Origin of the sequence: Acidilobus sp. 7A, from assembly GCF_003431325.1 — an archaeon.
In the GTDB taxonomy this organism is placed as follows: Archaea; Thermoproteota; Thermoprotei_A; order Sulfolobales; family Acidilobaceae; genus Acidilobus.
The window spans coordinates 1,336,826-1,351,701 of record NZ_CP010515.1 but is presented as its reverse complement, the minus strand read 5'-3'; the positions used below and the strand labels follow the sequence as shown (position 1 = coordinate 1,351,701).

The 14,876-nt window shown below is 51.0% G+C and carries 21 protein-coding genes and 2 tRNA genes; 13 read left to right on the top strand and 10 right to left on the bottom strand.

Annotation, left to right across the window (positions count from 1 at the left end; all coding sequences use genetic code 11):
* Window positions 1–23: 23 nt before the first annotated feature.
* Window positions 24–452 carry an RNA-binding domain-containing protein gene (locus tag SE86_RS06890; RefSeq protein ID WP_117354833.1) on the top strand — a complete coding sequence of 143 codons (429 nt, stop codon included), beginning with the start codon at window positions 24–26 and terminating at the stop codon, window positions 450–452.
* Window positions 449–1,096 (top strand): RNase P subunit p30 family protein, encoded by a 648-nt coding sequence (locus SE86_RS06885; RefSeq protein ID WP_117354832.1) that lies wholly within the window; start codon window positions 449–451, stop codon window positions 1,094–1,096. The genes SE86_RS06890 and SE86_RS06885 overlap by 4 nt, the downstream gene beginning before the upstream one ends.
* On the opposite strand, the gene thyX is transcribed toward SE86_RS06885, so the two are convergent.
* Complete coding sequence (gene thyX, locus SE86_RS06880; RefSeq protein WP_117354831.1) at window positions 1,031–2,017, bottom strand: FAD-dependent thymidylate synthase; 987 nt, start codon at window positions 2,015–2,017, stop codon at window positions 1,031–1,033. The two genes, SE86_RS06885 and thyX, sit on opposite strands and share 66 nt — an antisense overlap.
* A 357-nt stretch (window positions 2,018–2,374) precedes the next feature.
* Here thyX and SE86_RS06875 point away from each other — a divergent pair, with 357 nt between their 5' ends.
* The gene (locus tag SE86_RS06875; protein WP_117354830.1) at window positions 2,375–2,713 is read left to right on the top strand and encodes a hypothetical protein; all 339 of its coding nucleotides are present in this window, start codon (window positions 2,375–2,377) and stop codon (window positions 2,711–2,713) included.
* Window positions 2,714–2,807: 94 nt separating this feature from the next.
* Here SE86_RS06875 and SE86_RS06870 read toward each other — a convergent pair whose 3' ends face one another.
* Genes SE86_RS06870 through thpR form a run of 3 tightly spaced genes read right to left on the bottom strand, consistent with a single transcriptional unit; the run spans window position 2,808 to window position 5,490 of the window.
* On the bottom strand, window positions 2,808–3,623 hold the full coding sequence (locus tag SE86_RS06870; RefSeq protein WP_117354829.1) for a hypothetical protein: 816 nt from the start codon (window positions 3,621–3,623) through the stop codon (window positions 2,808–2,810).
* Window positions 3,572–4,921 (bottom strand): CCA tRNA nucleotidyltransferase, encoded by a 1,350-nt coding sequence (gene cca, locus SE86_RS06865; protein ID WP_211096559.1) that lies wholly within the window; start codon window positions 4,919–4,921, stop codon window positions 3,572–3,574. Before cca ends, SE86_RS06870 begins: the two co-directional genes overlap by 52 nt.
* Before the next feature lie 11 nt (window positions 4,922–4,932).
* Window positions 4,933–5,490, bottom strand: coding sequence for an RNA 2',3'-cyclic phosphodiesterase (thpR, locus tag SE86_RS06860; protein ID WP_117354827.1), 558 nt, complete (start codon window positions 5,488–5,490; stop codon window positions 4,933–4,935).
* 232 nt (window positions 5,491–5,722) lie between these two features.
* Here thpR and SE86_RS06855 point away from each other — a divergent pair, with 232 nt between their 5' ends.
* The 3 genes from SE86_RS06855 to SE86_RS06845 are packed head-to-tail and all read left to right on the top strand — an operon-like array spanning window position 5,723 to window position 6,585.
* Window positions 5,723–6,094 carry a DNA-binding protein gene (locus tag SE86_RS06855; RefSeq protein ID WP_117354826.1) on the top strand — a complete coding sequence of 124 codons (372 nt, stop codon included), beginning with the start codon at window positions 5,723–5,725 and terminating at the stop codon, window positions 6,092–6,094.
* 10 nt (window positions 6,095–6,104) lie between these two features.
* Window positions 6,105–6,260, top strand: coding sequence for a 50S ribosomal protein L39e (locus SE86_RS06850; protein WP_117355192.1), 156 nt, complete (start codon window positions 6,105–6,107; stop codon window positions 6,258–6,260).
* A 10-nt stretch (window positions 6,261–6,270) separates the two neighbouring features.
* Window positions 6,271–6,585: a 50S ribosomal protein L31e gene (locus SE86_RS06845; RefSeq protein ID WP_117355191.1), complete on the top strand. Its 315-nt coding sequence runs from the start codon at window positions 6,271–6,273 to the stop codon at window positions 6,583–6,585.
* A gap of 154 nt (window positions 6,586–6,739) precedes the next feature.
* Here SE86_RS06845 and SE86_RS06840 read toward each other — a convergent pair whose 3' ends face one another.
* The 3 genes from SE86_RS06840 to priX all read right to left on the bottom strand — a co-directional run bounded on the left by SE86_RS06840 (window position 6,740) and on the right by priX (window position 8,131).
* Window positions 6,740–7,420 (bottom strand): translation initiation factor IF-6, encoded by a 681-nt coding sequence (locus tag SE86_RS06840; RefSeq protein WP_117354825.1) that lies wholly within the window; start codon window positions 7,418–7,420, stop codon window positions 6,740–6,742.
* 69 nt (window positions 7,421–7,489) lie between these two features.
* Window positions 7,490–7,600: transfer RNA gene (locus SE86_RS06835), tRNA-Gln, on the bottom strand.
* Window positions 7,601–7,681: 81 nt separating this feature from the next.
* Window positions 7,682–8,131 carry a DNA primase noncatalytic subunit PriX gene (gene priX / locus SE86_RS06830; protein ID WP_211096558.1) on the bottom strand — a complete coding sequence of 150 codons (450 nt, stop codon included), beginning with the start codon at window positions 8,129–8,131 and terminating at the stop codon, window positions 7,682–7,684.
* 161 nt (window positions 8,132–8,292) lie between these two features.
* On the opposite strand from priX, the gene SE86_RS06825 reads away from it, so the two are divergent.
* Window positions 8,293–8,400: transfer RNA gene (locus tag SE86_RS06825), tRNA-Pro, on the top strand.
* A 173-nt stretch (window positions 8,401–8,573) separates the two neighbouring features.
* Entirely contained in the window at window positions 8,574–8,771 is a 198-nt protein-coding gene (locus SE86_RS06820; RefSeq protein ID WP_117354823.1) for a hypothetical protein, read from the top strand.
* Between the two features lie 59 nt (window positions 8,772–8,830).
* On the opposite strand, the gene SE86_RS06815 is transcribed toward SE86_RS06820, so the two are convergent.
* Window positions 8,831–9,382 carry a GTP-dependent dephospho-CoA kinase family protein gene (locus SE86_RS06815; protein WP_117354822.1) on the bottom strand — a complete coding sequence of 184 codons (552 nt, stop codon included), beginning with the start codon at window positions 9,380–9,382 and terminating at the stop codon, window positions 8,831–8,833.
* 28 nt (window positions 9,383–9,410) lie between these two features.
* Complete coding sequence (spt4, locus tag SE86_RS06810; RefSeq protein ID WP_211096557.1) at window positions 9,411–9,641, bottom strand: transcription elongation factor subunit Spt4; 231 nt, start codon at window positions 9,639–9,641, stop codon at window positions 9,411–9,413.
* 214 nt (window positions 9,642–9,855) lie between these two features.
* On the opposite strand from spt4, the gene SE86_RS08025 reads away from it, so the two are divergent.
* The 5 genes from SE86_RS08025 to SE86_RS06790 all read left to right on the top strand — a co-directional run bounded on the left by SE86_RS08025 (window position 9,856) and on the right by SE86_RS06790 (window position 13,867).
* Complete coding sequence (locus SE86_RS08025; RefSeq protein WP_158543151.1) at window positions 9,856–10,026, top strand: hypothetical protein; 171 nt, start codon at window positions 9,856–9,858, stop codon at window positions 10,024–10,026.
* 79 nt (window positions 10,027–10,105) lie between these two features.
* Window positions 10,106–10,954 (top strand): hypothetical protein, encoded by an 849-nt coding sequence (locus SE86_RS06805; protein ID WP_179948718.1) that lies wholly within the window; start codon window positions 10,106–10,108, stop codon window positions 10,952–10,954.
* A gap of 203 nt (window positions 10,955–11,157) precedes the next feature.
* The gene (locus SE86_RS06800) at window positions 11,158–12,009 is read left to right on the top strand and encodes a CBS domain-containing protein (protein WP_158543150.1); all 852 of its coding nucleotides are present in this window, start codon (window positions 11,158–11,160) and stop codon (window positions 12,007–12,009) included.
* 5 nt (window positions 12,010–12,014) lie between these two features.
* The gene (locus SE86_RS06795; protein ID WP_211096556.1) at window positions 12,015–12,998 is read left to right on the top strand and encodes a CBS domain-containing protein; all 984 of its coding nucleotides are present in this window, start codon (window positions 12,015–12,017) and stop codon (window positions 12,996–12,998) included.
* Window positions 12,998–13,867 carry a CBS domain-containing protein gene (locus SE86_RS06790; protein ID WP_211096555.1) on the top strand — a complete coding sequence of 290 codons (870 nt, stop codon included), beginning with the start codon at window positions 12,998–13,000 and terminating at the stop codon, window positions 13,865–13,867. Before SE86_RS06795 ends, SE86_RS06790 begins: the two co-directional genes overlap by 1 nt.
* Before the next feature lie 89 nt (window positions 13,868–13,956).
* Here SE86_RS06790 and ftsY read toward each other — a convergent pair whose 3' ends face one another.
* Window positions 13,957–14,874: a signal recognition particle-docking protein FtsY gene (ftsY, locus tag SE86_RS06785; protein ID WP_117354820.1), complete on the bottom strand. Its 918-nt coding sequence runs from the start codon at window positions 14,872–14,874 to the stop codon at window positions 13,957–13,959.
* Between the last annotated feature and the right edge of the window lie 2 nt (window positions 14,875–14,876).

Below are 14,876 nucleotides of genomic sequence, written 5' to 3'. Positions count from 1 at the left end.
ACGGGACACGATGGGACCTTAACATGCAAGTCAGGTTCATAGAGGCCAGGGTTTACATACACACAACCGAGGTCAGGGAGAAGGTGCTTCAGGCCCTACGTAATGTTATAGGTGAGTCAAAAATAGTTGAGGAGGAGCTCAGTGGATACTTCGGCAACCCAATCATAGTAGTCTCCGCCTCAAAGGAGAAGGAGGAGGCTCAAGAGGCCTTTAATAAGATAGTCTCCCTCCTCACCGAGCCTGATAGAAAGCTTCTAACGTCAACGTTGGAGGAGAGGCTAAGCGAGGAGGGGTCACTATACCTAAGATTTGACAAACAGAAGGCCTACAATGGTAAGCTGGTCCTATCAGAAGAGGATGACGTAATAAAGGTTAAGGTAAGGTTTCAGCACGAGAGCAGGAGTGCGCTTATCTCTGAGATAAGGGAGGCTGTAGAGGGCCTCAGAAGGTGACGAGCCCCTGCTTTGCTGATCTTTCGGTCAGACCCAAGGGGGGGACCGAGAGCTTAATAAAGGCTGCGTCAAAGCTTGGCATCAAAGTGCTAGGACTTGAAGATACTACTACCGGGTCCCTGAACGGCTCAGCTGAGGCCACGATCATAAAGAGGGTCACCATAGAGGCCGATAAAGGCACTGACATTGAGGGAGCCCTGAGGAAGGCTGATAGGGAGTCCATAGTCGTGGTGGTGCCATTCGACTACGTCGCCTATAGGAGGGCTGCAAAGAGTAGCCGAGTTGACATGATAAGGTTTATGCCAGACAGTGAGGTTAAGCCTGACCGTGAGACCCTGAATCTCATGGTGCAGAGGGGTGGGGGTGCCGTTGAGATCCCACTAAGGCCGCTCCTACACAGTGTCAGCGAGCTGCGGTTCCTATACGACACGCTGAGGAGGTGTTACAGAGTCGGACTCAGGGCTGTGATAGTGAGCGATGCCGAGAGCGCCGCTGAGCTGTGGCACCCACTTGAAGTAATAGGGCTCCTCACGACGCTTGGGGTACCTAAGGACTACGCGATTTCAACCCTAACGAGTTCACCTGGCTTCGTCGTCTCCCGTAGAGGTCTCTGGAACCAGCGGGTTACCTGTAAGCGAGCGTGAGGCGAAGAGCAGGCAGCTCCTTATCTTAGGGCCCTCTACGAGCTCAGGGCACTTAGGTATGATGAACCCCGTCTTCCCGCTCAAGTAGTCCTCAAGGGCTGCAGGCTCGCTGAGCTGAGCGTTGTTGATGAACACGCAGCTGGGGCCGGCATATTTAAACAGCTGAGGGTGGACCTTCATGAGCTCCCTCCACGTAAGCCAGGCCACGTGCCTTATCTCCCACTGGGCATGGGAGCACATCCTGAGCGGCAGGAATGACGCTATCAGCTCCCTGCCATTCATTGTAAAGGCAATCTTCGTTCTCACAGCCATTGGTATAATAAACCTTGAATCCTCCTTTGGGGCCCCCGTGGAGAGTAGCCTATAGTATAGGGCGGTTGTAGCCAAAAGCCCCCTGGCGTACTCCTCAAGCCTCTTATCTGACGACATGGATGGCGGTACGACATACGCTATTGACGCTAGCCTAGCAACTTCGTCTGGGCCTAGGGCCTCAGATCCATGCCTCAGCGCCTCAGAGTAGCACATATACGCATCCCTAGCGGCGTCTCCCTTGGGCCTCTCAGGACACCTTAAGCCAACTAGACCTGCAGCCCTCAGCGCCATGTCCCTTAGCGAGGCCTCGGTGTACCTCATGCTTTGCTGCGTAAAGCTGGCTATCCTGTGTCTGACTAGCTGATGAGAGCACACCCTTGAGCACCCCTCAACTATAAATGTATAGCTCGAGTGCTCCCAGGGACTTAGGTGCCCTCTCTTTAGGGTCTCCCTTATCCACAGCTCTACCTCGGCATCGTCTATCTTGAGGAGTTCTGAAGAGCCCTTCCTTGACACGCTCATCTTAGACGCAGCTGCGACGATCCTTGGAGCGTCCGGCGTATACTGGGCAAGCCTGACAGTTATCCCTATATCGTCAGTAGTGCTCAAGGCCCCCTGTGCTAGTTTCAGCGCTGAGCTTATAATACAGAAGCCCGAACCCTAGCTATTTTTATGTCCCTTAGAGGTGGCAGGCTAAGCTTACATTAAGGAATGTGAAATGTTGTCTGTACTGACCTTTGTATTAAATTTCTCTCAAAGGACTGCTAAACAGCAGCTTAAGTTACCAAAGGTATACCCTTATCTAAAACCTTTTTCATATGGTTTTATAGCTTGACTTAACGAACATTTCAACTCGCTTACTATATGAATGAACCCTGTTAATAAACCCTTTGACTGGTAGACCAGCCTGCGCTTACTATTAGTACCAGGTTAAGCCAAGTAATACCTTGGCGTGCTGGTGAGACCGTGAACACCGATGGAATGAGTGTTGGAAGAATTCTAATAAGATGCCACAACTGCGGTGCCATACTTTACAGGTATGCTATAGGCGACAAGAATGACAGAAATAAGTTTAACGGCCCCCCGCTTCCTAAGAAGGCCCTGAGCGGCTTTGACGGCATGACATGTCCTGTCTGCGGAGCGCGGCTTTCTTTTAGGCCCGTTAGCCTGAGGTTCCTAAGCACAAGCGACTTTACCAAGCTATATGTTGAGGACAAGTACAGGCTACTGCTAAGGAGCTCCATCTCAAGCAGCGTACTTGGAGAGACTCCCTCCGCCAAGGGTCTCGCCGAAATCGACGAGTGAGCCTTTTTCATCAAATTACTTTCTTACTACAGTTTGCTTTGGCTTTTCCCCAACTAAATGATGGTCAATTATGAGGAAGCCTCTAGACCATATTTTAACTGCGCTCTTGAGAGCCTTTATTGTCGTCCGCTAGCTTGCATCCATGGGCAAAGGCTTCAAGCACTAACCTCTCTAAGTCCCTGTATTCTGACTGCTCGCAGCCCCTTGAATAGCGCGACAACGAGTGGCGCAGCTCAGCCGGTACGAAGCCGCACAGCCTTACAAGGAGGGACCCTGCTATTCTGCTGGCATTCCCACAGTCATTAGCTGCAGAGTCAAGGTCAACTATGAGCGCCGTGCTGAGCCTCGCTGGATTTGGATACAGCACATTCTTAAAGGGCCTGTGAATCTCTGCATGCAGAATATTAACTGTGTCAAGTGCGCGCGCGGCCCTTAAGGCCCCAAGTATGGCATCCATGAGTTCAACCGAGCTAAGCTGCATGGCTGATCCTAAAGTGAAGGAGCCCGCGAAGTCCATTAGAATCATGTTATCGGTATACCCATAAACAGCTGGAGTGGCGCCAACCCTCGATCCAATTATCAACCTTTCAGCCTCTACGGCTATGCTCGCTCTCTTGCTGTCCTGTCTCCTCACCTTGAGGGCCTTAAGAGCACCCTCAGCATTCACAGCCACCACAAGCCCAGCGTGTCCTTTACCGAGGACCCTGAGGTCCTTTGACACAAAGTCAAGCCTCACAGGCCCACCTACGCATATGCTTTCAACGCCTATTGAGAGGGCCTCTGAAGCCAGCTTATGAAAGTCACAGGCGCCTTCGTAGTCAAGCGGATAGCAGAACAGCAGCCTGGCTATAGGCGAGTCTAGCCCTGCAGAAGCCAGGCAGGCGTTGAAGCCAGCTCCCTTGAAATCCAATCCCTCAGCACCCAGCTAATCTTAGCAGCATCCCTTACGTCATCAAACACTATGACTTCGCAACCACTTGTGCCCTCTGGCAGCGGAGCCTGCTCCGCGGCCTCTGTTAAAGCGCGCTGGGCGCTGTCTATCTTCCTCCTTCTGACCCCTATAAGGCCTTCCTCAAACCATAGGCCCTCGCTGGACCTGCTCGAAGCGAAGCTCTCTATCTGCTCGCTGCTTACATAAGGCTGAGGGCCCCTCACAGCTTCAATAGCGGGAAGCCTTAACGTATCAAGGAGCAATCCTACAGCTGCCACCGAGTGCTCATCTGTGTAAAATGATGTCCTCAGCACGTTGAAGCCATAGCCTGCCATTATGCTGCTTAACGACTTAGACGCCCTTGCAAGTCTGCCCCACACGTCGCCCGGCGGGCTGTTTGAGTAGTCGCCCCTGCACAGCAGGAGCGCCGCGGGGACCCCTACCCCTAGCGTCACATACCTACTGAACATGTGAAAGAACTCCCTCCTAGGCCTCCTTAGATAGAGCTTAGCTGCGGTTATTGCTAAGTTAAGCTTTTCTGCAGTCACGGCGGCTGCAGCGTTCCTCGCAGGATCCACGGGATCCACAACTATCAAGGGGGTGTTGCAGTACCTTTCCTCAAGGTCCCTTCTGTCGCCAACGCTCTCAGGATCTATGAAGACAGGCGGCTTCCACTTAGAGATGGCCTCTATGGCCTTATGAAAGCTGCCATATGTTATTATCAGGAGCTCGCTTAAGTAGCCGGAGAAGCCTCCTACGTGCGCCTCAGCTCCATAGGCACCTATGCCCTTAAACAAGGACTTAAGGAGCCTGACGTCATCAGCCATGCAATCGTTAAGCCTAGACCTGACGTAGCTCGTGTGGAATGGAGTCCTGCTGACCCCCATCATGTTGCGCGTGGGCTTCTCTAGATACCTTACAGGCACGACGTCAGCCTCAAGGCCCATAAGAGACACTGTCACGTAGGGGTGCTCGCTATACTTTATAAGAAGGGGCAGCCCTTCAAGAGCACGCTCCAGCTCCTTCCTGGCCTTAGCCTTGATCCAAGCCTCATCAACGTCCTTGAACAAGACGAAGACGTCGAGCTCCCAGTGGTCAGAGAGAAGGGTCCCCTTCGCAAAGCTGCCCTCAGGCTCTACGACGAAGCTAAGGCCCTCAGAGCCCAGGTATGAAGCTAGACGAGACTTTAGTAGTTCATAGAGGTTTGAAAGGGTCCTAAGTTGAACCTTTGACGGTCTTAGCTTGCTTAAGACCTCCTCCTCTAATGGCGCTCGCACATCGTCACAGCTCATTCAACGCGAGCCTCCGCTATGGTTTCATATATTGGCCCTCTTGGGGTCAAGGTGCTCTTCTTAAGCCTCACAGCCTTGATCGTCATCTCTCCAATGTCATAAGAGGAGTGCTCTACAATGAACCTCGCTACTTCTGGGCTTGGGCGCTCCTTTAGCCTTGCCAGGGTTATGTGAGGCGTGAACTCCTCATCCTTCTCGTACCTAACCCCCACATCCTTAAGCAGTAAGTCGAGTTGCTCCCTTATCCTCTTAAGTTCGTCAAACCCCTGCACTACTCCGACCCATATCACCCTCGCAGAGGTAGGGGAGGGAAACGCGCCAATACCTGAAAGCTTTAGCGTGAATGGCTTGAACTTTATCTTGAGCAAGACCTGTGACCGTATGTCGCTTACAACATGGTCTGGCACCTCTCCGAGGAACCTCAGCGTTATGTGAAAGTTCTCAGGTTCGACGAGCTTCATCCTAGCCTTGACCATGTTCAACTCCTGCTCAATCTCGCGGAGCTTGGCAACTATGTTCGGCTCATCTACGTCAACTGCTATAAATGTTCTCATAGCCTTCTCCCCTGCTGAGCGGCCCCTTTTTCATGGCTATTGTAAGGCTTTATATTAGTTTAATTAGTTCTGTAGATCTGCGTAACTCAATGCTATGGAATCGACAGCTAATGTGAGCCCTGAGCATCTGCCTACTTTTGGGCTGGGGCAAAGAGCGGAACAAGGCGCTAGCGGCGCTTGAGCTTAAGATATTTTATTAGGCCTCCAGGCTAAGAACCCCCGGGAACAGGCTATGAGCGGCTACTCGGACTACGACGATTCTGACGAATATGACGAGGAGCTAGAGGAGCTAAAGAGGAGGAGGCTAGAGGAGCTAAGAAGAGAGGCCGAGGCTAAGCGGAGGCAGCAGGAGGAGGCCGCTAAGCGCGAGGCCGAGGTGATGGCAGTCCTTAGGACTATGTTGGAGCCAGACGCACTTAACAGAATATCCAACCTGAAGCTCGTCAGACCTGAGCTGGCTGACGCAGCTATCCAGGCCATTATATCACTAGTTCAGGCCGGAAGGCTGACGCCTCCGGTTGACGATGAGACCGTGAAAAACATTTTAATACAGCTGGACAGCAGGTCCCGTAGGGAGTACGAGATAAAGTTCAAGCGGAAGTGAGGTGTACCAGATGTCAAGGCACAAGCCCCTTGCAAGGAAGCTTCGTCTTGCCAAGGCCTTTAAGAGTAACCAGGCAGTGCCAGCGTGGGTTGTAGTAAAGACCTTAAGGAAGTTCACATTTAACCCGAAGAGGAGGCAGTGGAGGGTCTCAAAGCTGAAGGTGTGAGGTGGGGGCCATGGAACCTGGGGAGGCATTCGTTTACACCTTTAACCTAAAGAGTGTATACTTCGGTCGTAGAACGAACAGGGCCAAGAGGGCTGTTGACCTCTTAAGGAGCTTGGTCTCGAGACATACCAAGGTGCCGCCAGAAGCCATAAAAATAATGGATGAAGTCAACAACTACATTTGGAGTAGGGGGATCCAGAGGCCGCCTAGGAGAGTTAAGGTGCTAGTGAGAGTTGTTAAGGACGAGGAGGGCAATGTAAAGGCTGTGGTCATGCTTGCTAATAAGAAAATGAAGCCTGGAAAGGTCGAACTCAAGACCTCTTAAGTTAAAATCTCTAAGAACATTACTTTTGGTATGCCCATTAAAGTGATGATATAGTGAGATCTTTAGGAGAAGGCTTCAAGAGCCACCAGCCCTTTGAACTCACGAAGTGCGCTCCAAACGTAACATCCGCTGTTAGTTCGGCCCTAAGCCATTATCAAAGGCCTGAGAACACCATCTGTATCCTTGCTATCTCAGGACCGCTTGTGCTCGCACCCACTATGGCTCCCTTAGTGTTGACGACTATGCCAGTCCTTATAAACGAGACACCGAAGTTTACAGTACCCGTCCTAAAGGGTACCTTGAATAGGTCACTCAGAAACTTCAGCTCCTCGTCAGAGGTGTCTGGGTGGGAGAGACCTCCAATGTCCGTAACAGCTATGATTGCGCCAACTGTGCTTATGCCTGAAATAGCTCTCTTCACAACCTCCACCCCAAGGACGTCTGAGATTATCTTTGTGGCGCTGTCATCGAGCCCAGGATACACGAGCGCTCCATGATTATTAGCAGCCACCAGGTTCCCTATGGCATTGTTCGTAGTGGGAAGGACCCCTATATTCATGTCGCCACCAACGTTTTCCTTGAGCTTCCTGAGCTCATCATCATTTATAGTACTAGGCACTAGAAGGCCGCTGTCGTTACCTGCAACAAGAACTCCCAGCAGTCTCGTGCCCATAATTGTGGTCTCATAGGTGTCCACACCTAGCACCTCCTCTATGACCTGCCTATCCTTCTGGTCGACGTCAGGTGGCACCAGCGCTATCTTGTCGTTGGCAAACGCGTAAACCCCAATATTGTTGTTGCCGTAAACCTGCAACTTAGCCACGTTAAAGGCCAAGACTCTCCCTCTTCATATTTACGATTGCAGGCTTGAAGTTAAAAGGCTGATTGGGGCGGCCGGTAAGTGTGGTAGCCGGGCGGGGATTCGAACCCCGGTCACGGGGGATCTCCCGGCCTCCCGCACCTAGCGGCCTGGTCGTCCAGAGCCCCGCATCCTTGGCCGCTAGACGACCCGGCTACCCAAGGTGAATCTTCTATGCGGGTTTAAAAGTGTTGTCCAGTGTTTTATGTTCATACCACGTAACAATATGTCTTGAGCCTAATTATCCCCCTTAGCCTGCTCAGGACCTCCTAAAACCTTGACTATAATCCCATAGAGGTCTGGGTCCTTCTCCTTTACCCTTTCTAGGGTCCAGGGCTTCCACCCGCCAGTTTTAACCTTCTCCAGCACGTTCCTTATCCAGGAGTCGTAAACCTTGCTGCAGTTGCCGTAGTTCTTGCAGCACCTGTCAAGGAAGCCTCTGACCTCCTCGATTGCATCACTAGTGCTGAGGCCCTTTACATTGACAAGGTACCTCGAAAGGACGTACAGGATCAGTCTATGCCTGCCATCGGGGACCCCGCGCTTAAGAGCGACCTCAATCCAAGAATAGTCCCGTCTGGCCTCATTAGCTAGGCTACAAAAGCCCGGGTCGGGGCAGAGTCTCTTAAGTAGAGCCTCGGCTTCCTGGTGACAGGCGTCCCGGGACTCCTTGCACGCCTCTGCCACCTTTAGGAGCTCTATTGCAGACCCTGGTATATTGTAGACTATATGGGGGTCTTAAACCTGAAGGGCCTAGTTTAGCATAGCTCTGAAGGGTCAAGAGAGGTACTTCAAGTTTGTTCAACTGAAGAGTTTTAAACCCATAGTTGAGTAAAACGCGTGCTGGTGGGGCCGTCGTCTAGCCTGGTAGGATGCCAGCCTGGGGAGCAGGTCCCCTATGCCAGGCCTGCCTGGATCGCTGGTGGTCCGGGGTTCAAATCCCCGCGGCCCCACCATCCCTGTTTAAAAGCCATGAAAAGTGCTCCTGAGAGCTGGCGCATGTCAATGTAGTCTCATCGCAAATCTGACCTCCTCCCCGCCTTAAAGGGCGAGGCTTTCAGCTGTAAATGTAATTAACGGACAGCAAGCGCTTTAAAATTCCTGAGCGCGGGATTTTAGGGGACGAGGCTTGGAGAGGCCCAAGGTTAAGGTTGGCGATAAGGAGTTAGAGCTTACGAATGAGATCATAAAAGTGCTGAGAAAGTACGTTAAGACTAACATGACGCTTGAAGAGCTTGCTAGCGAGCTCTCACTCAATGGATGGGAGGAGGCATACGATCTTATCAAGAGCGTGCCAGCATGGCTCCTCAGGGACTACACAGCCTAGCCCAAGTTTAACACGGTAAGCCTCACTAAACAGACCTTGGCTGGACCTTCTAGAGGGGCTCAAGAAATAGCCTTCGTAATAGGCCTCAGCCTTAACAGCTTTGTTTGCAGCTCACGGGATATTAACGTGTCTACGACAACGAGCGCGGCACCCCTGTTAGGTATGCCATAGATCACCAGGCTATTTGTCGGCGCACAGGAGAGCGTCGCCAAGGTAAGCATGTCCTCCTCTCCCTGAACCTTTATTGCGACTCTTTCCCCTTTACTACTCTCGCTAATGGCACGGCACATGGCGTCAATGGAGCTCAAGCTCAACCCTCCAGGGGGATTCACAGCTGTTACTAACCTGAAGCCCTTTAGTTTAAGGTCCTCCTCGCTAACAATCTTCAGTTCGGCGCGCTGCGTCTTCCCATCGAATGCTACAACGTCAGGAAGCCTTGAAGCCTCCATGCAATAGGCTGTGACTACGTCACCCAAGCATATAACCTTAGTCCACTGCCGAAGCTCTATGAATTCCTTGAGCGAGCCGGCAACGAGGACCCCCCTGGGGTTTGAGAAGTCTTCCCTAAGCTCAGGGGGTATGTAGTAACTTATTATTGTGCTGCCATTCAAGGCACGTCACTTTCTGGGCCTAAGGCCTTCACTTAAAGGTGTAGGAGCCAGCAACTTTAAGCGCGAAAGTGCCCTTCTTTGAGAACTTAAGCCTGCTTGCGAGCTCAGAGTTATCTAGTATCACAACTATGCCATCCCAGTCATCAACGAACGAGGTTCCGCCGCACACAGGGCATACGGTTGCGTCTTTTGGAACCAAGGCGCCACAGCTCTTACACGCCTTGTATGGCATCCTCTTGGTGGGGGCCCTGGCTGGCAACTCTCACACCTAGACCTCTCTAAGAAGCTGAGCTTAAAAGTTGGCATCTACAAAGGCTTCAATTTAGTCTAGAGGTGGTTTCAAGTGCTGTTTCTACAGGTTGTTATTAGTTTATGAATATCGTTAAGATTACTGTAGCATCTTAGAGGTAGAGATTCATATAATTGCATAAGATCAACAGGTGATAACCGTCTAGTGGACGAGGTGAAGATCGATGCCCAAAGACCTAGAGTATGAGGAGCCGGAGGAGGAAGAGGAAGGCGAGGAAGAGGAGAGCGAAGAGGAGGAGTGGGACGAAGAGTACATAGGCGACGAAGAGGAAGGCGAGGAAGAGGAGAGCGAAGAGGAAGGCGAGGAAGAGGAGAGCGAGGAGGAGGAGTTTTAAAAAGGCTTTTTGCCTTATGATTTTTAGAGTACAACAACTTTTAAGCATAAGAGTGCCTGGTTCGACTGTCAGAGAGCCTATGGAGGGCTCTGATGAGTACAGCTCTGGAGGCGTGCCATCGCAAACACCACCTAGCCAACAGGAGTACGGTCCCTTAACCAACGGCGAGGGTAATCTCAAGTTTATGCTTTTCAAGGTTTTAAGTGCCCTGAAGCACTTCTACTCGTTCAAGGAGCTTGAAAGCAAGCTAGGGGTCTCAGCACAGATACTATGGCGTTACGTGTCCCTGAGAAGCGTGCCCGAGAGGGTGACGGCCGAGAAGCTGTTGCAAAGGATAGAGGCTGAGGGCCTTATAGATGAGGCCATAAGGAAGTCCCTACAGGACAGCGAGGAGCCGTGGCAGCTGCTCAGCAACCCTGGCGTGATGACTTTAGCCGAGCTTAAGGCCATGGAGCTCCTCAAGGGGGAGAAGATAAATGCCATAGTGACAGGTAAGGACGGCTACTCCACGGCTTTCGGGGCAATGCTTTCTGACGCGTTCCACAGTAGGCTGTGCACGCCATCCAGCACGCCGTATTCGCGCCATATAATAGTGAAAAGCTATAAGGTGACGCAGGACTACTACGACTCCCTAATATTTCCCAAGGAGTGCGTGCCCAGGAAAGGCAGGGTTGCCGTGGTCCTTATAGATGGCAATAAGCTGCACCAGCTGGCCTCCATAATAGACCTGCTTAAGACCAGGCAGGCTACTTTGGCCGGTATAGTTGCCATTATCGGCTCGACAGCCAAAATAAAGGAGTTTGCCGAGAATAGGCTAGGTGCTGAAGTTAAGGTTGTGTCATTGATGGAGTCATGTAATGGCAACAGCCAGCTCTGCAACAAGATATCTTCGAGCGAGGCCGCGCGGCAGGAGGACACCGATAGCTGACCTCCTCCCCGCCCTAAAGGGCGAGGCTTTCGGTTATGATCTTACGCAGCGCATATGGTTGATGCCATTAAACCTTTAAGACTTAACTTGGTTTTCCTTAACGTAAGCTCTTATGAAAGATTACGATGTTGTGAGAAAGAGCGCAGCCATGATATGCTACACTTTTAATACTTCCAAACATATATTAAATGTGGGGCTGTTGTGTGGAGCTTAAAGATGTTGTAAATAAAGACCGTTCCACAGGCTCCCTTGTCAAGCTTCGCGTAGTAGATATTATAGGCAAAAGCAAGATCTCTAAGGCCTTTGTGAGCCCAGATACAAGGCTCGTAGAGGTTAGAAAAATTATAAGAGATGAAGCTTTGAGAAGCATCGCTGTCGTTGACTCTGACGGTAAGCTGATAGGCATAATAACAAGGGGCTCCGTACTCAGCGTCGCCTCTTCTAAGAGTGAGGCCATGGCGTCCTCGGTGGCGGAGCCTCCCATGGTTATACTTAGGCCTGACGTCACCCTAGGCGAGGCCATAAAATCTATGCTGAAGGCCGATGAGTGGGCTTCCCCTGTGGTTGACAGTAACGGAAGGTTCCTAGGATTCCTCACATTCGATGATATAGTTCAGCTCATGATAAATTGTTGCGCGGAAAACCTCAAGAGCGTCAGCGTAAGCGATGTCATGTCAACAAACGTAGTCGCTGTAAGTGAGGAGGACTTCATATCAAAAATATGGAACAGAATGCGGGAGCTAAGGTATGCAGGGCTGCCGGTGGTTGACAGCAGCGGAAGGCTTGTAGGCATGATAACGCAGTACGACCTAATAGCAAAGGGCTACAGCAGAATTCACCTGGAAAGCGAGGGAGGAGCTTCCAGGGGGCCTCGCGTCAAGGATGTCATGAGTAGGAGCGTCACCTACCTTTACCCATGGTCGTCCCTCTACGAGGTCGCCTCCCTTATGGCTAAGCACAGCTATGGCAGAGTTCCAATAGTTAACAACAGTAAGGAACTTAAGCTCGTTGGCATAGTTGATAGGGAAGACGTAGTGAAATCGTTGGTCAGGTGATTGCAATGAGCGCTAAAAGGGCTGGCCTCAAGGTGTCAAACAAGGCTAAGATAGTCTCTAACGTGGCGGTGAGAAGGTGGGAGGGCACCAAGTACCTAAGAGCTGACGCCGAGCCCAACTGGAGCCAAAGGATTAAGGAGAAGGAGGGTGACATAACTCTCATAGCTTCAAAGCCGGCCGTAACCATAACTTCAACGAGCACAGTACTGGAGGCCGTTGAACGCATGTATGAGAAAAGGGTTAGGGGCCTTGTCGTTGTTGACTCCTCCGACAAGCTGAAGGGCACAATAATGGCCACTGACGTCGTTAACTACCTGGGAGGCGGCTCACTCTACACTATTGTTGAGCAGCGTCACGGCCATGATATATTTGGTGCGCTGAGGTCAGAGAAAGTCGAAAGCATCATGAACCCCACGCCCCTTTATGCCACGGTGTCATCGAAGATCTCTGAGACGCTCAAACTGATGGTTCTCAACGGGATGGGCCTCGTGCCGATAGTTGCAGCTGACGGCACGCCATACGGTGTCGTGACAGAGCATGACATAGTGAGGTACCTTGTTAATAAGGATCTCGGTATAAAAGTGAAGGATGTCATGACTTCGAATTTAGTGGTAACTTATGAGAGTGACACTATAAAGAGGGCCGCACAACTCATGTCGCTTTATGGTTTCAGGAGGGTGCCTGTGCTGTCTGCCGACGGCACTTACGTTGTGGGCATTGTAAGCGCCATGGACTTCATAGCGTTCTTTGGATCCCATGAAGCCCTAAAGAAGCTTTCAAGTTATGACATAGAGGAAGTGCTCTCCACTAAGGTGTCAGATATTATGAGCCGTGACGTGGTCACCACAGATGAGGATGAAGACGTAGGAGCAGCGGCGTCAATAATGAACTCGCATAACACCAATAGCCTTATTGTTGTAGATAAGAATAACGAAGTGAAAGGGATCATAACAGAGAGGGATATCCTGCTCTCAGTGGCCCTAAGGTGATGACTATGGCTCCTAGGGTCTCAAGCTATATGAATTCTCCTGTCTACGTCGTCAAACAGAGCGACACGCTTGCACATGCTAGGAACCTCATGTTAAAAAAGGACATAGGAAGGCTCGTAGTCATTGACGAGTCTGAGAGGCCGGTTGGCGTGCTATCCCTGACTGATATAATAGACTCGCTCTACGGCTCCAACTACTATAGGCCCCTCGACGAGATCAAAGTCTCTGAGGTCATGTCAAAAGAAGTTATAACTGTAGATTTAAATAAGAGCCTCAGGACTGTCGCAAGCCTTATGATAAAACACAAGGTAGGAGGTCTGCCGGTAGTTGATAAGAATGGCAAGCTAGTCGGAATAATAACTAGAACGGACATTGTTAGAGCGTACGGTGAGAAGTACGCTGGCAAGGTAAAGGTTTCAGAAGCTATGAGAACAGACTTCCCCAGCGCTAGCCCCACTCACAGCATATACTACCTAGCTAAGCTGATAGAGTCAAGCCCTGTAAAGAAGGTCGTAATAGTCGACAACGACGGAAAGCCCGTGGGTGTAGTTGCTAAGAAGGACATAGCTTTCGCGCATATCCCGTCAGCGCTGCTAACCGCGAGAGGGAAGGACAGATATGTCAAGAGCAAAGTGGTGGACCCGCTGAAAGACAAAGTGGTGGGCATCAGAAACTATCTGGTCCCTATAGCAGAGGATATAATGTCACGAGACGTAATAGTAGCAAAAGAAGATGATGACCTAGCCACTGTGGCAAGTACCATGGCAGCCGAGAGAATAGGCTGCACCCCCGTGATCGACAGTACCGGAAGAGCCATCGGCATTGTAACTAAGCAAGACATAGTTCAACTCGCTACAAGGATTTTTTAGCTAGCGAAGGCCTTCTCTGGCCCCTTCTCACCAAAGTTAGAGTTTCTTGCATAGGCCTTTTCCAGGCTTCAATTAGTGCTAAGGGTCGTTTAGCTAAAAAGAAGCTTGATTATATAGTCTGGACTAAAAGGCTTAAGGTCGCCATAGTTTTGGCCAACGCCGACATATGCTATGGGCTTCTTTGTTATAGCGGCTACTGAGATTGCCACGCCACCTTTCACATCAGCGTCGAGCTTAGTAAGTATGATGGCGTCTATGCCTATGTTCTCATTGAACGTCCTAGCCTGCTCAACTGCGTCGTTACCTGTAAGAGCATCTACTACTAGAACCCTAAGATCAGGGTTTGCAACCCTAACTATCTTCTTAAGCTCCCCCATAAGGTCAGCGTCCACGTGCATTCTTCCAGCGGTGTCTATCAGAACCGCACAGGCGTGCTTGCTTTTCGCATAGCTTATGGCATTAAACGCCACACTAGCTGGGTCAGCTCCGTAGGACCCCCCTATGAAGTACACGCCCAGCCTTTCGGCGTGAAGCCTGAGTTGCTCTTGGGCGCCTGCCCTGAATGTGTCAGCAGCGGCTATCACGGGGCTCAGTTCATGGCTCTTAAGTAGGTAAGCCACCTTAGCTATCGTAGTTGTTTTGCCGACACCGTTGACACCGAAGAAGGTTATCACATAAGGTGTGCCACTGCCGCTGCACTTCCCCTTAACCAGCTGGGGAAGCTCCTCACCCATGACGCTGAATGTTGAAGACAGGTAGGACTTCAAAGTCTCCGCCACATATGCCTCTAGGTCCGTGCCCCTCCTGACCTTGGCGCCTATAAGCCTTGACTTCAGCTCTGACATCAAAGCGTCGGCAACATCATATGCGACGTCGGCCTCTATAAGGTTCATGAAAAGCTCCTGAAGTGGGCCTTCTATATCTTTCTCGCTCAGTTCCTTCTTCTCTACGGATTCAGCTATTGAAGAGGCAAACCCCTTGAACGCGTTCTTAAGCTTATCAAACAAGA

What these genes read in the sequence shown, in the direction of transcription:
- SE86_RS06890 (WP_117354833.1), top strand. Translation starts at nt 24, where the DNA reads ATGCAAGTCAGGTTCATAGAGGCCAGGGTTTACATACACACAACCGAG.
- thpR (WP_117354827.1), bottom strand. Translation starts at nt 5,490, where the DNA reads ATGAGAACATTTATAGCAGTTGACGTAGATGAGCCGAACATAGTTGCC.
- SE86_RS06855 (WP_117354826.1), top strand. Translation starts at nt 5,723, where the DNA reads ATGAGCGGCTACTCGGACTACGACGATTCTGACGAATATGACGAGGAG.
- SE86_RS06850 (WP_117355192.1), top strand. Translation starts at nt 6,105, where the DNA reads ATGTCAAGGCACAAGCCCCTTGCAAGGAAGCTTCGTCTTGCCAAGGCC.
- SE86_RS06845 (WP_117355191.1), top strand. Translation starts at nt 6,271, where the DNA reads ATGGAACCTGGGGAGGCATTCGTTTACACCTTTAACCTAAAGAGTGTA.
- SE86_RS08025 (WP_158543151.1), top strand. Translation starts at nt 9,856, where the DNA reads ATGCCCAAAGACCTAGAGTATGAGGAGCCGGAGGAGGAAGAGGAAGGC.
- SE86_RS06805 (WP_179948718.1), top strand. Translation starts at nt 10,106, where the DNA reads ATGGAGGGCTCTGATGAGTACAGCTCTGGAGGCGTGCCATCGCAAACA.
- SE86_RS06795 (WP_211096556.1), top strand. Translation starts at nt 12,015, where the DNA reads ATGAGCGCTAAAAGGGCTGGCCTCAAGGTGTCAAACAAGGCTAAGATA.
- SE86_RS06790 (WP_211096555.1), top strand. Translation starts at nt 12,998, where the DNA reads ATGACTATGGCTCCTAGGGTCTCAAGCTATATGAATTCTCCTGTCTAC.